12 protein-coding genes are annotated in these 13,028 nt (G+C 55.5%); 7 read left to right on the top strand and 5 right to left on the bottom strand.

The window, feature by feature from the left end; translation table 11 throughout:
• Nucleotides 1-93: 93 nt before the first annotated feature.
• Together AAC622_RS09605 and AAC622_RS09600 are read left to right on the top strand one after the other, a co-directional pair.
• Nucleotides 94-1,314: an MFS transporter gene (locus tag AAC622_RS09605; RefSeq protein WP_340262002.1), complete on the top strand. Its 1,221-nt coding sequence runs from the start codon at nt 94-96 to the stop codon at nt 1,312-1,314.
• Nucleotides 1,315-1,330: 16 nt separating this feature from the next.
• Nucleotides 1,331-1,531 (top strand): hypothetical protein, encoded by a 201-nt coding sequence (locus tag AAC622_RS09600; RefSeq protein ID WP_340262000.1) that lies wholly within the window; start codon nt 1,331-1,333, stop codon nt 1,529-1,531.
• Nucleotides 1,532-1,533: 2 nt separating this feature from the next.
• On the opposite strand, the gene AAC622_RS09595 is transcribed toward AAC622_RS09600, so the two are convergent.
• The 3 genes from AAC622_RS09595 to AAC622_RS09585 are packed head-to-tail and all read right to left on the bottom strand — an operon-like array spanning nt 1,534 to nt 4,582.
• Nucleotides 1,534-2,562, bottom strand: a complete 1,029-nt coding sequence (locus tag AAC622_RS09595; protein WP_340261998.1) for an ABC transporter substrate-binding protein — start codon at nt 2,560-2,562, stop codon at nt 1,534-1,536.
• The gene (locus tag AAC622_RS09590; RefSeq protein WP_340261996.1) at nt 2,532-3,917 is read right to left on the bottom strand and encodes a sensor histidine kinase; all 1,386 of its coding nucleotides are present in this window, start codon (nt 3,915-3,917) and stop codon (nt 2,532-2,534) included. The genes AAC622_RS09595 and AAC622_RS09590 overlap by 31 nt, the downstream gene beginning before the upstream one ends.
• Nucleotides 3,914-4,582 (bottom strand): response regulator transcription factor, encoded by a 669-nt coding sequence (locus AAC622_RS09585; protein WP_340261994.1) that lies wholly within the window; start codon nt 4,580-4,582, stop codon nt 3,914-3,916. The genes AAC622_RS09590 and AAC622_RS09585 overlap by 4 nt, the downstream gene beginning before the upstream one ends.
• A gap of 141 nt (nt 4,583-4,723) precedes the next feature.
• On the opposite strand from AAC622_RS09585, the gene AAC622_RS09580 reads away from it, so the two are divergent.
• From AAC622_RS09580 to AAC622_RS09565, 4 genes are all read left to right on the top strand, one after another.
• Nucleotides 4,724-5,710 (top strand): tripartite tricarboxylate transporter substrate binding protein, encoded by a 987-nt coding sequence (locus AAC622_RS09580; RefSeq protein WP_340261992.1) that lies wholly within the window; start codon nt 4,724-4,726, stop codon nt 5,708-5,710.
• Nucleotides 5,711-5,818: 108 nt separating this feature from the next.
• Nucleotides 5,819-6,325, top strand: coding sequence for a tripartite tricarboxylate transporter TctB family protein (locus AAC622_RS09575; protein ID WP_340261990.1), 507 nt, complete (start codon nt 5,819-5,821; stop codon nt 6,323-6,325).
• 12 nt (nt 6,326-6,337) lie between these two features.
• Complete coding sequence (locus tag AAC622_RS09570) at nt 6,338-7,855, top strand: tripartite tricarboxylate transporter permease (protein WP_340261988.1); 1,518 nt, start codon at nt 6,338-6,340, stop codon at nt 7,853-7,855.
• 75 nt (nt 7,856-7,930) lie between these two features.
• Nucleotides 7,931-8,965, top strand: a complete 1,035-nt coding sequence (locus AAC622_RS09565; RefSeq protein ID WP_340261986.1) for an AbrB family transcriptional regulator — start codon at nt 7,931-7,933, stop codon at nt 8,963-8,965.
• A 14-nt stretch (nt 8,966-8,979) separates the two neighbouring features.
• Here AAC622_RS09565 and glpK read toward each other — a convergent pair whose 3' ends face one another.
• On the bottom strand, nt 8,980-10,476 hold the full coding sequence (glpK, locus tag AAC622_RS09560; protein WP_340261984.1) for a glycerol kinase GlpK: 1,497 nt from the start codon (nt 10,474-10,476) through the stop codon (nt 8,980-8,982).
• 3 nt (nt 10,477-10,479) lie between these two features.
• Nucleotides 10,480-11,259, bottom strand: coding sequence for a DeoR/GlpR family DNA-binding transcription regulator (locus AAC622_RS09555; RefSeq protein ID WP_340261982.1), 780 nt, complete (start codon nt 11,257-11,259; stop codon nt 10,480-10,482).
• Nucleotides 11,260-11,449: 190 nt separating this feature from the next.
• On the opposite strand from AAC622_RS09555, the gene glpD reads away from it, so the two are divergent.
• Nucleotides 11,450-13,027 (top strand): glycerol-3-phosphate dehydrogenase, encoded by a 1,578-nt coding sequence (gene glpD / locus AAC622_RS09550; protein WP_340261980.1) that lies wholly within the window; start codon nt 11,450-11,452, stop codon nt 13,025-13,027.
• Nucleotide 13,028 lies beyond the last annotated feature (1 nt).

The following is a 13,028-nucleotide window of genomic DNA, read 5'->3' as shown; positions in this document are numbered from 1 at the left end:
TCGCCACGAATGACGGGCAGATGCAACTTTTGTTGGCGCTATTTTTGGAATGGCGATAGCGTGAGATTTGCTCGAATTGAACAGGTCTGATCCATGCAAAGCACTATTCATGACGGCGCCTATTCTTGGGGTAGGCTTGCCATCACTTTAGCGATTGCGATGATTGCCAATGTGGGCATGTGGGCCATCATCGTGATCATGCCCGCTGTTGAGGCAGAATTTGGGTCGCTGCGTGCGGCCTCGTCATTGCCCTATACGATGACGATGGTGGGATTTGGCGCGGGCAATCTTTTGGTGGGGCGCTTGGTGGATCGTTTTGGTGTGACGATTGCCCTCTCTTTGGCAGCCGTCATGATCGCGGCAGGGTTTGCTTTCTCCACTCTTGCAAGCAGCATTTACACGCTGTCCCTGATCCATCTGATTTTGGGCCTCGGAACGGCTGCGGGCTTTGGCCCTTTATTGGCGGATATATCACATTGGTTTTTACGCCGCCGCGGGATTGCCGTGGCCTTGGTGGCCAGTGGCAATTACCTCTCTGGCGCGATTTGGCCGATGGTTCTTTCCGGGATCTTGGCCGAGGATGGATGGCGGGCTGTCTACCTCACCCTTGCAGTGATTGCGCTTGTTGGGATCATACCGCTTTCATTTGCGTTGCGGCGTAAACTGCCGGAAACTGCCCATGCCCAGTCCGAGGCAATGTCTCGCGCCAAGGCAAATTCAGTTGGACTGTCCTCGCTCCAGTTGCAATATCTGCTGGGCTTTGCAGGCGTGGCCTGCTGTGTCGCCATGTCGATGCCACAAGTGCATATCGTATCTTATTGTGTGGGCCTTGGGTACGGCCCTGCGGTGGGAGCCGAGATGCTGTCGCTGATGCTTCTGGGTGGCGTAGTCAGCCGGATCATTTCGGGCTTGGTCGCCGATCGTTTGGGTGGTGTGCGCACCCTATTGATCGGGTCGGTTCTGCAAATGACGGCGCTGTTTTTTTACCTGCCTTATAATGGGATTGTGTCGCTTTATCTTGTCAGCTTGATTTTTGGTTTGGCACAGGGCGGGATTGTTCCGTCCTACGCCTTGATTGTGCGCGAATACATGCCCGCCCGCGAAGCAGGTCAGCGGGTTGGATTTGTGATCATGATGACGATTGTGGGCATGGCGCTTGGCGGTTGGATGTCAGGGTGGATTTTCGATGTGACAGGCAGTTATCAGATGGCGTTCATCAATGGTATTTTGTGGAACGGGTTTAATGTTGCTATTGTTGCGTGGCTTTTGATGCGCAGTCGCCGCCCGCAAGCCCCCGTTTTAGCTGCAGGCTAGTGGAGCAGGAGAAGTCATGTTCAATGATGATGTTGCCGCCATTTGTCCTGAATGTGGGGCAAGTGATGTCGCGATGGACGCGACAAAGATCACCTGCCAATCTTGTGGTCATTTCGATGCTTTGGGCCTAGAGGCCGAGGGATCAAGTGCAGCACTCACAAACCTCTCTCATGCCTATGCGATTTCTGTTTTGCGAAGGTGGAGTTTTGCAGGCTAGCGCTATTGTTGCACAATCGCGTTTTCCCATTCGGCCAAGAAATTGCGCCGATTGAGCGGGTCAAGATAGACCATTAGGGCGGGCCCGATCCTAATAGGCCCAAATCCAGCACTAGACGCAGCAGGCGATGTGTCGTTGAGCGGCGGCAGGGGCCAACCATCGGCTCCATCGCGCAGGGCGATACTGAGCAGCGAGTCAATAAACGCACCTGCATCGTTTAGGTTTTGCGCCATGCTTGGGATCAAGGCGGTGCGCAAAATCACGTTGGAAAAATCGGTCATCCGCAGAATTTGGACACGACCTTCGGATTGATCGGCCAATCGTTCGGCTACGTAACTGCCTAAAACATTATAGGCGAGAGCCAGTTTACCGCTCATTACATCCTCAATCATTTGGCTTGAACAGCAATAGAGCGTGGGGTTGAGGCGACCCATCACCTCGGAGAGCCGCCAATAGGCATCGGTGGCACGCGCTTCCTGCGTGGCAAACAGATAGCCAAGCCCGCTGTCCCGCACATCATAGGTGCCGATAGCCCCTGCGAAACGTGTAGGGTTGTCGCGTAAAACTTCGATCAAATCCTGCCGCGACTGCGGAATGGACAGCCCTTCAAAATATTCAGTCGAAACCAATACCACTGCGGGCTCGGTCGTAAATGCGAAAATGACATCACGCCATGTGGCCCAGTCTGGCAGGCTTTGTGTCATGGGCGAGCGATAGCGTTGCGTCAGCCCATCATTGGCCAGTTGGAATTGCAAATCCATCGCCGATGAAATGGCCACATCATAGACCGCGCCTGAACCGATCTCGCGATGCAAATCCGTGGAGGAGGCAACCGTATATTCCAAATCTAGGCTTGGATTGGTGCGATGAAATGCTTCGAGATACGGTGTGAAGACGTCCAAATCAGCGGTAGAGATTATCCGCAAAACCGTGTCGCCTGTGCCTTCGATGCGCAGGAAATCCTCTGGCTCAAAGGCGGCTGCAGGACTAATCCACAGACTTAAAGCAAGGGTAAGACAAGCGAGGCGCATGTGCCCTCTCCTTCCTTATTATTTGATAATTCTAAGCGCCCCCCATGGGCGGCTAAAACATCAGCGGCAATGGTAAGGCCCAATCCTGATCCCACAATGTTTTCGGTGTTGCGTCCCCGTTTGAAACGCTGCGTGAGAACCTCAGCAGGATCATCGCCAAGCCCTGTGCCCTCATCGCGCACAGTGATATAGCCATACCCCCCTTTGGTCTCCACGCAGATTGATATGGTGGTGTCTTCTGGAGAATATTTAATGGCGTTGTCGAGAATATTGCGCAGCGCGCTGTCTAGAAGCACTGCGTCACCAGCCACGATGATGTCCTCGGCTTTTAGGTCAATGTCGATATCCTTCATGCTTGCCGTGGGCGTCATCGCGGTCGCCGTTTGGGCAGCCAAATTTTTTAGCGAGAGATGATCGCGTAGCAAATCATCCGCGCGGAAGGCCACAGTCGCGTGATCCAAAAGTTGTCCCGCCGAACGGGAGCTTTCGTCAATTGCGCGGATCATCTGGCGCAGGCGGTTGCGTTCGGCCTCGCCTGAGGCGTTGCGCAAGGCAAGATCCGCTTGCACCCGAACAGTTGCCAAAGGCGTGCGAACGCGATGGGCGGCCTCCAGAATAAACTCTTCCGAGCGGCGAATGGAATGCCCCAATCGATCCATGAAACGATTGAGCGCGGCAATCAATGGCGCCAACTCATCAGGGGCGGGGCGGCGCAAGGGGCGCAAATCAGATGGCCCGCGCCGCGAGACGGCCCCTGCAATCTCGTTCAAAGGACGCAGAGAAGTGCGAGCTGCAAAAAAGGACAGCAGCACCGCGACCAAGAAAAAGGCAATCGACACGAGCCCTGCTTGACGCGACAAGTCGAGGGCAATGGCGGCAATACCTTCGCGGGTTTGTCCAACTGTGACGATCACCAATGTCGGTTGATTTCCCGCCAAAATGCGGCGCGAGAGCGTGGCCAGCCGCAAATCTTCGCCGCGATAAGATTGCGTTGCAAAACTGACCTCGCCTGCGCGGGTGTTAGGGTCAGTGGCAACGGGAAGATCTGCATAGCCTGTGAGCAATGCGCCATTCGCGGTGACACGATAAAAAACCCGATCCTCGCTAATCGCGCCGAGCATGGAGAAAGCAGAATAGGGCAGTTCAAGGCGCAATTCGCCTTGCTCGCTGCGCAGAGTTTCGGCAATTGCAGTCACGGCGGCGGCCAAGACGTTGTCTTGGGTTTCTTCGGCGGCTTGGCGGGCAAATCCCGCAACCATCCCCCAAGACAGCAATGACAACAGCGCCGCCACAACCGCCAGATAGAGCGTTAATCGCCGACCAATGGAACCTGTGCCCTGTTGTGCCTCGCTCACGGGGTTTTCACCTCTATCCGATACCCAATGCCGCGCACAGTCTCGATGTGAATATCCGTTCCCTCAAGACGGCGGCGCAAGCGGCCCACATAGACCTCAATCGCGTTTTCTGTGATCTCTGCATCATAGGAAAACAGCCTGTCCATCAATTGCGCCTTTGATAAAATCTGTCCTTGATGGCGCACGAACACTTCCAAAAGACGCAATTCGCGGCTGCGCAATTCGATGGTATGCGCGTCATGGCGTAGCGTGCCTGCAAGCGGGTCAAAGATGGTTTGGCCAAGCGCGATATCATTGCGCGCGGCCCCGCCGCGGCGGCGCAAAACGGCGCGGCACCGCGCTTCTAATTCGGAAAAATCGAAGGGTTTCGTGATGTAGTCATCGGCCCCTTGGTCAAGGGCGCCGACCCGATCCGACACTTGGCTGCGGGCGGTTAACATGATCACGGGCGTTTCGATGTGGATGCGGCTTTGCGCCAAAAATGCGCGACCATCGCCATCGGGAAGCATCACATCAAGCAAGATCAGATCGTAGCTGGCATCTGCAAGGCAAGCGCGCGCATGGGCCAAATCTGGGGCGTGATCGACCGCATGGCCGTCCAAGACCAGACGTTTGACCACCGCTTCGGCCAATTCCTCGTTATCCTCTACAAGCAGATAGCGCATTAGGCGCGTGGCCTTTCCTTGACTATTCCCCCAACAGGTGGGCTGATGTTTTAGTCCTGCGTGTCAGGCTCGTGTCAGCTTTCTGTGGTCGGGTGAGACTATGGCGGTGGAGGATCGCCTGTCAAATGGGAGGAATACACTATGAACACCTTTGGGTGGACACGCCGCGCTATGATCGCGGCTGCAACTGCTACGCTTGCATTCTCGGGCATGTCCAATGCGGGCGGGCATAAAATGATGGATCAGGTTCACTTCCTCATCCCCGGCGGTGCTGGCGGTGGTTGGGATGGCACAGCGCGCGGCACAGGCGAGGCGTTGGTCAATTCTGGTCTTGTGGGCAATGCCACATTTGAAAACATGTCAGGCGGTGGCGGCGGCGTCGCCATTGCGCATTTGATCGAAAATGCAGCCTCAAGCGATGGCACATTGATGGTAAACTCAACCCCCATCGTCATCCGCGCTTTGACAGGCGAGATTTCTCAAAGCTTCCGTGACCTGACCTTGATCGCAGGCACAGTGGGTGACTACGCGGCATTGGTTGTAACTGCAGATAGCCCGCTGAAATCGATGGAAGATGCATTGGCTTCATACCGCGAAGCGCCGATGGATTTTGCCATTGGTGGGGGTTCGGTTCCTGGCGGTATGGATCACTTGGTCGCAGCGATTGTAATGCAGGCTGCGGACGAAGATCCCACTGCGTTTAACTATATCGGTTATGACGCCGGTGGTGAGGCGATGGCGGGCTTGCTGTCGGGCGAGATTGATGCGCTGTCCACAGGCTTTTCCGAAGCGGTTGCTTTGGCCGAGCAGGGTGAGGTCCGCATCTTGGGCGTGACCGCCCCTGACCGCGTTCCTGCCTATGCAGACGCGCCAACCTTCGCGGAGCAGGGTATTGACGCGCAATTCGTGAACTGGCGCGGGTTCTTCGCCGCACCTGGCATGGCGCAAGAAAAAGTTGAAGCTTACCAAGCGATGTTGGCGGCGATGATGGAAACCCCTGAGTGGGAAGAAGTGCGCGGCCGTATGGGTCTGGTGAATATTTATCGTCCCGGCACTGAGTTCCAAAGCTTCCTCGAAGCACAAGAGCAGCAGATCGGTGATCTGATGCGCGAGTTGGGCTTCCTCTAAGAGGATAAGCGCGTTTTGCGCGATTGATCTATGGATGGGCTGCCTCATTTCGCGGCGGCCCTCCCGTGCAACAGACCCACAAATTTGGCCAAGAAAAAGGGGGCGTTTATGGCCTTAGAACGTTGGATTGCATTGGCCTTTGTGGCGCTATGCTGCATCTATGGCTATGCTGCGTTTTTCACGATGGATCATCTCTTGCCTGCAATTTTGCAGCGTAATCCGATTTGGCCATCAACATTTCCAAAAATCCTGAGCGTGCTTGGGGTGATTGTGGGCTTGGTTGTGCTGTTTTTTGGCAAGCCCGAAAAGACAGCCGAAGCAGATATAACAAAAGAGCAAAGTGCCGAAGATATCGATCACCGCCGTCTTGGGGATTACAATATCGGCCAAGCCCTGTCGCTTTTGGCGCTGATGGTAGCTTATGCCCTCCTTCTGCGCCCAGCGGGATTTGTGGGCGCGACTATTCTTTTCCTTGCGATTGGTGGGTTCATCTTAGGCGAACGGAAATTTTACATTCTTATACCCGTAGCCGCGATTGCCGCAGGCACGATCTGGTATCTTGTGCAGGAGGTGCTTGGTATTTTCCTGCGCCCTTGGCCTGCGTTTTTGGTGTGAGGGGGACGCTTCATGCTTGAAGGTTTGCTTCTTGGCCTTGCGGCTGCAATAACGCCCTTTCACCTTGCGATGGTCGTGTTTGGTTGCGTGATTGGCACCGTTATTGGTATGTTGCCTGGTCTCGGGCCAATGTCGATAATTGCGATTATGATCCCTGTCGCGATTGGATTGGGCGATCCAACAGGCGCGTTGATCTTGTTATCTGGCGTCTACTATGGCGCGATTTTTGGCGGGTCGACCTCATCAATTTTGCTCAATGCGCCGGGGGTCGCAGGGACAGTTGCCACCGCCTTTGATGGCTACCCGATGGCGCAAAAGGGTCAAGCGGGTAAGGCGCTGACGATTGCAGCGATTGCGTCCTTTGCAGGGGGCACAATCGGCGCGATCTTGTTGATGATCTTTGCACCTGCGCTATCCTCGGTCGCGCTTTTGTTTCATTCGGCGGAATATTTCGCGCTTATGGTGGTCGGGCTTTCGGCCATTGCCGCCTTTGCGGGCACGGGGCAAGTCGCCAAGGCGCTGATGATGACCATTCTTGGCCTGATCATGGGCACTGTCGGTGAAGGGGCCTTGTCCAATATGCCGCGCTTCACTTTTGGTATCATGGAACTGCAATCGGGGTTTTCTTTCATCACCCTCGCGATGGCCATGTTCGCCCTGCCTGAGGCGCTGTTCTTAGTCTTGAACCCTGCGCGTGGTGCGCAGAGTGGTTCGGGCAGCGAGATCAAAGATTTGCGCATCACCAAAGACGAGGCGCGTAAAATTGCGCCCGTCATCGGGCGGCAATCGGTGCAAGGGTTCTTCATTGGTGTTCTGCCGGGTGCAGGCGCCACGATTGCATCCTTTTTGGGATATGCGGTTGAGCGCAACATCGCTAAAGGTGAAGAGCAGGCAGAATTTGGCAAAGGCTCAATCAAGGGTTTGGCCGCGCCCGAGACGGCGAATAACGCGGCTTGCACTGGCTCTTTCGTGCCACTGCTGACTTTGGGTATTCCTGGCTCTGGGACAACGGCGATTTTGCTTGGTGCGTTGATCGCACTCAATGTCACCCCTGGCCCAAGATTGATGACCGACGAACCTGATGTGTTCTGGGCGGTGATCATCTCGATGTATATCGGAAATCTGGTTCTTTTGGTTCTGAACCTGCCGCTGATCCCCTATATCGCCAAACTCTTGACCATCCCGCGGGCCTATCTGATCCCGTTTATTTTGTTTTTCACGTTGATGGGCAGTTATATCGGCCAAAACAATGCGACTGAATTGTTGATCTTGGTGGGTTTTGGGGTGGTCGCCACGATCTTGCGTTTTGCGGATTATCCCCTTGCCCCGCTTCTGATTGGGTTCATCCTTGGCACGATGATGGAGGATAATTTTGCCCGCGCCATGCAGCTTTACCGTGGGTTTGGCTTTATCCTTGAGCGTCCAATGACCTTGGGGTTGTTGATCCTTGCGGTGGGTCTGGTTTTTGTGCCTGCCTATCGCGCCCGCCGTGCGCGCTTGCGTCAGGCGGGTGTTGCAGATGGCGATTGATCAGCGCAAAATATAAATAATTGGGCGCGGAGATTATTCCGCCCTCGTTGGTTAAAAATTGCAAAGGCCCATCGGGTGCGTCCGACCGTTCAGCGCATTATAAATGAAACCCTTCCCACGCTCGCGCTCGGCGCGGCAGGGGCAGGGCTGTTTTGGCTGATTGGGTTCCCTGCCTATATGTTGACTGGGCCTGCTGCGGCCGTCTCGGTTGCCACAATGTTGGGGCTGAAAAGTTTAATTCCCGTGCCAATGCGCGATGTAGTGTTCGTGCTGATTGGCGTCTCGATTGGTAGCACGGTCACACCTGAGGTGATCGATACAGCGCTGAAATGGCCAATATCCTTGGCCATTTTGGCGGTCACGTTGATTGTGCTGATTTTTGCGCTGCGGGCCATATTGATGCGCGGTTTTGACTATGATGTGGTGACGGCGACCCTAGCCGCTACGCCGGGGCACTTAAGTTATGTTCTTGGGTTGTCGACCTCAACTGGCGTGGATGTGGCGCGGGTGGCTTTGGTGCAGACCACGCGGGTTTTGTTGCTGACCTTATGTGTGCCCTTGCTCATCTCCTTTTGGGGTATGACAGGTACGGCTTATGTCATCGACCACGGGGCCATCAGTCTTTTTGCAGCTGCGGTTGTTTTCACAGCGGCCTTAGCACTCGGTCTCATCTTCAAGCGGATCTCCATACCTGCGCCGCTTTTGTTGGGCGCGATGGCCGCATCGGCCATTGGCCATGGGGCCAACCTAACCCCAGGCAATCTGCCGATCTGGCTCAACTCACTAGCCTTTATGGTGATGGGCTGCTTGATTGGAACGAGATTTCGGGGGCTGAATCGCAAAGGCCTGTTGGGGGCCTTGGCGGCGGGGGCGGTGGGAACACTCGTATCTTGCTTGGTGGCGGCAATTGGCGCCGTCATTGCGGCCAGACTGATCGGGTTACCCCCTTCGGTGCTGCTTCTGGCATTCGCACCGGGGGGCGTGGAAATCATGGCGGCTTTGGCAGTCAGCACAGGCCTTGAGCCTGCTTTGGTTGCAGCGCATCACGTGGTACGCCTGCTGATTTTGAGCGTGGCTGTGCCACTGCTGATTGTTCGTATTAAGGCCTAAGCTTACGCAAACTACTAAGCCCCCGCTGCGATGGTCGCAGCAACCGCCCTTTGCCAGCGCGCATAATCTGAATTGCGCGTATCCGCATTCATCTTGGGCGCGAATTGACGATCTATGGCCCAAGTTTTTCTGAAGCCTGCTTGGTCTGGGTAAAGGCCTGCCTTGTAGCCTGCCAACCACGCAACGCCGCGGGCGGTCGTCTCGAGGTGCGTGGGTCGATCGACTGGCGCATTCAGAATATCGGCCACATATTGCAGGGTATAGTCTGACGCGCTCATGCCGCCATCCACCCGCAGAACCGTTTGGCCCGTTTGCAAAGCCGCCATATCGGCGGCCATAGCCTCCATCAGATCACGGGTTTGCAAGCCCACGGATTGAAGTGCGGCGCGCGCCAATTCATTCGGCCCTGTGTTGCGCGACAGACCAAACACGGCCCCACGGCATTCAGAATTCCAATAGGGTGCGCCCAAACCCGTAAAGGCGGGCACAAGCGTGATGGCTTGGCCTTGATCGGCGGCTTTGGCCATTTCTTGTGTCTCTGTTGCCGAGGCGATGATGCCCAGCCCATCGCGCAACCACTGCACCACCGCGCCCGCAATATAGATGGAGCCCTCTAGCGCATAAGCCGTTTGTCCATCCATGCGATAAGCGATGGTGGTCAAAAGTTTATTCTTCGAGGGGATGGCAGTTGCGCCTGTGTTCATCAGCGCAAAGCACCCAGTGCCATAAGTGACTTTGGCCATGCCTTTGTCAAAACAAGCTTGCCCAATTGTTGCGGCCTGTTGGTCACCTGCAACGGCGCGGATTGGGATTTCTGCACCGATGACATCCTTTGCGGTTGTCCCGAAATGTGCGTCACAATCGAGAACATTGGGCAGAACCGCACTGGGGATGTTAAAGAGCGAAAGGATATCTTCGCACCACTCAAGGCTGTGGATGTCGAACAGCATTGTGCGCGCGGCATTGGTCATATCGGTCACATGGGCCGCGCCTCCCGTCAGATGCCAAATCAGCCAAGTGTCCACTGTGCCAAAGGCCAATTCGCCCGCCCCGGCGCGTTTGCGGGCATCTGGGATTTCATCTAACATCCATGCCAATTTGCTGGCTGAGAAATATGGATCAAGCACAAGCCCTGTTTTGGCGGTGATCATCTCTTCATGCCCTGCCGCACGCAAAGTTGCGCAGCGATCCGCTGTGCGGCGGTCTTGCCAAACGATGGCATTGTGCAAGGGCGCGCCCGTTTTGCGATCCCACAGAAGCACGGTTTCACGTTGATTGGTGATGCCGATGGCCGCAATCGCCGTTGCGGGTGTCGCGGCATCGCGCAAGGCGGATGTGATGCACTTTTGCGTAGTCTGCCACAAATCCATGGGGTCATGCTCGACCCAGCCCGAGCGTGGATAGTGTTGGGTAAACTCCTGTTGCGCCTGTGCAAGGGCATCAAGCCCTGCATCGTAAACAATCGCGCGGGTCGAGGTGGTGCCTTGGTCAATTGCAAGAATATGGGTCATGGTTTAGGCCCCTGTCGAACTGTGTGGGATTATATGTGTTGCAAGCCCCCAATCACGGCAACGTGCGGCCAATGGGGCGTCAAGCGGATGATCTGTAAACAGCGCATCAATTTGCGAAAGTGTAGCGATTTTTGCAGGCGCGCTGCGCGTAAATTTTGAGCGGTCGGCCACCAAAAACACGCGCCGCGATTGTGAGATGATTGTCTGGCTGACCCCCACCTCTTGGATGTCGAAATCCAACATATCCCCTTCCGCATCAATGGCTGAGCACCCTATGACCGCAAGGTCAAATTTGAACTGCGCCACCGCATCCGAGGTCAGCTTGCCGATCAGTCCCCCATCGGAGCGGCGCAATTGCCCGCCCGCAAGGATGATGTCGCAATTGGGATTGGCGGCAAGGATAGTCGCGACATTGATGTTATTTGTGACCACCAATAGGTTCTTGTGATGCAGCAAATTTTGCGCAACGGCCTCCGTCGTGGTGCCGATATTGAGAAAGAGCGAAATGTCATCGGGTATTTGGGCCGCACAGGCTGCGGCTATGCGTGCCTTTTCTTCAGCGTATAACCCGCGCCGCATTTCATAGCCGATATTTGATACGCTCGATGGCAGGATCGCGCCGCCATGGACGCGCTCTAATTTTCCCGCATCGGCAAGATCGCTGAGGTCGCGGCGGATCGTTTGGGTGGTCACGCCAAAATGCGCGGCCAGCCCTTCGACACTCACTTTCCCCTCGCGCCGCGCGATGTCGAGAATCTCTGGCCAGCGAAAGCTTTGCGACATGCGCGTTCCTTTTCCTTTTCGCGCATTTGCGCGGTTAACAGACCTTAGATGGCTTAAAATCGGGGGTCAATTCTTCGAATGAGGTCAAAAATGAATAATTTTGAAGATTATTATTTTCGTTTGTATTCATTTATGCCATAGCGGCGGCAGGTTTCGGTGGAATGAGCCCCGCAACAAAGGCGCAATGGATATGACGAGCGAGATTGACGATCTTTTCATCATCGGCGGCGGCATCAATGGCTGCGGCATTGCCCGCGATGCGGCGGGACGCGGCTTGACGGTGCGTTTGGCGGAAATGAACGATTTGGCCTCAGCTACGTCTTCGGCATCGACTAAGCTGTTTCATGGTGGGTTGCGCTACCTAGAATATTTTGAGTTTCGCTTGGTGCGCGAGGCGCTGATTGAGCGTGAAATTTTGCTCAAAGCTATGCCTCATATTTCTTGGCCGATGCGGTTTGTGCTGCCCTATCACAAACATATGCGCTTTGAGAGCCAAACCCCGACATCGCGACTTTTGGCGCGGCTTATGCCGTGGATGGCGGGGCGGCGTCCGCAATGGTTGATCCGATTGGGCCTGTTTCTTTATGACCACTTGGGTGGGCGGGACATATTGCCTGGAACCTCGGTAGTGGATTTGCGCAAAGGCCCTGAGGGGGTGGCGCTGCACCGTAAATTTTCCAAGGCCTATGAATATTCAGATTGTTGGGTGGAAGACAGCCGTCTTGTGGCGCTGAATGCCCGCGATGCGGCCGAGCGTGGCGCGGTGATCTTGCCGCGTCACAAGGTGGTGACCGCCAAGCGGGAGAATGGCATTTGGAAGATCAGCACCCAGACCCGCGATGGTCAAACCCATCACCATCAGGCACGGATTTTGATCAATGCCGCAGGGCCATGGGTCAGCGATGTGATCGGCCAGAAGATCGGCCATAACAGCAAAGGCGGCGTGCGTCTCGTGCGGGGCAGCCATATTGTGACCAAGCGTCTTTATGACCATGAGAAATGCTACTTCTTTCAGGGTGAGGACGGGCGCATATGTTTTGCCATTCCTTATGAGCAGGATTTCACCTTAATCGGGACGACCGACAAAGATCACCGCGACCCCGATACACGTCCCGAATGCAGCACCGAGGAGCGGGATTATATGCTGTCCTTTGTGAATAACTATTTCAGCACGGCTGTTACTGCCGAAGATATCGTGTGGTCTTATTCTGGTTTGCGGCCGCTCTATGATGACGGGGCGCAATCGGCATCTGCCGCCACGCGGGATTACACGCTGATCCTTGAAGGGGATGGGGAGGCGCCCTTGCTGAATATTTTTGGCGGCAAGATCACCACCTATCGCCGCTTGGCGGAATCCGCGCTTGAGAAAATCGCAGAGTTCACGAAATCCGCGCGCGGGCCGTGGACGGCGGGGGTGGCCTTGCCAGGTGGCGATTTCGAGGTGGGGGATGTGGATCGGTTGATTGAGAGCCTTGCGGCGGATTATCCGTTTCTTACGCCCAAATGGGCCACGCGTCTCATTCGCGCCTATGGGTGGGATGCTTGGGCGATACTGGCGGGGGCTCAAACATCAGAGGATCTCGGTCACGATTTTGGCGCGACTTTGACTGAGCCAGAGGTGTGTTGGCTTATGAAACACGAATTCGCGCAAACAGCCGAAGATGTGGTTTGGCGGCGCAGCAAGTTGGGGCTGCGGCTAGACCCATCACAAATAGCGGCCCTTGATGCATGGATGCAAAGCGCCGCAACGCAGATGGCGGCAGAATAGG

This window comes from Roseobacter sp. HKCCA0882 (assembly GCF_037805225.1).
In the GTDB taxonomy this organism is placed as follows: Bacteria; Pseudomonadota; Alphaproteobacteria; order Rhodobacterales; family Rhodobacteraceae; genus M30B80.
The sequence above is the reverse complement of the archived record's forward strand: the minus strand, read 5'-3'. Positions and strand labels throughout refer to the sequence as shown.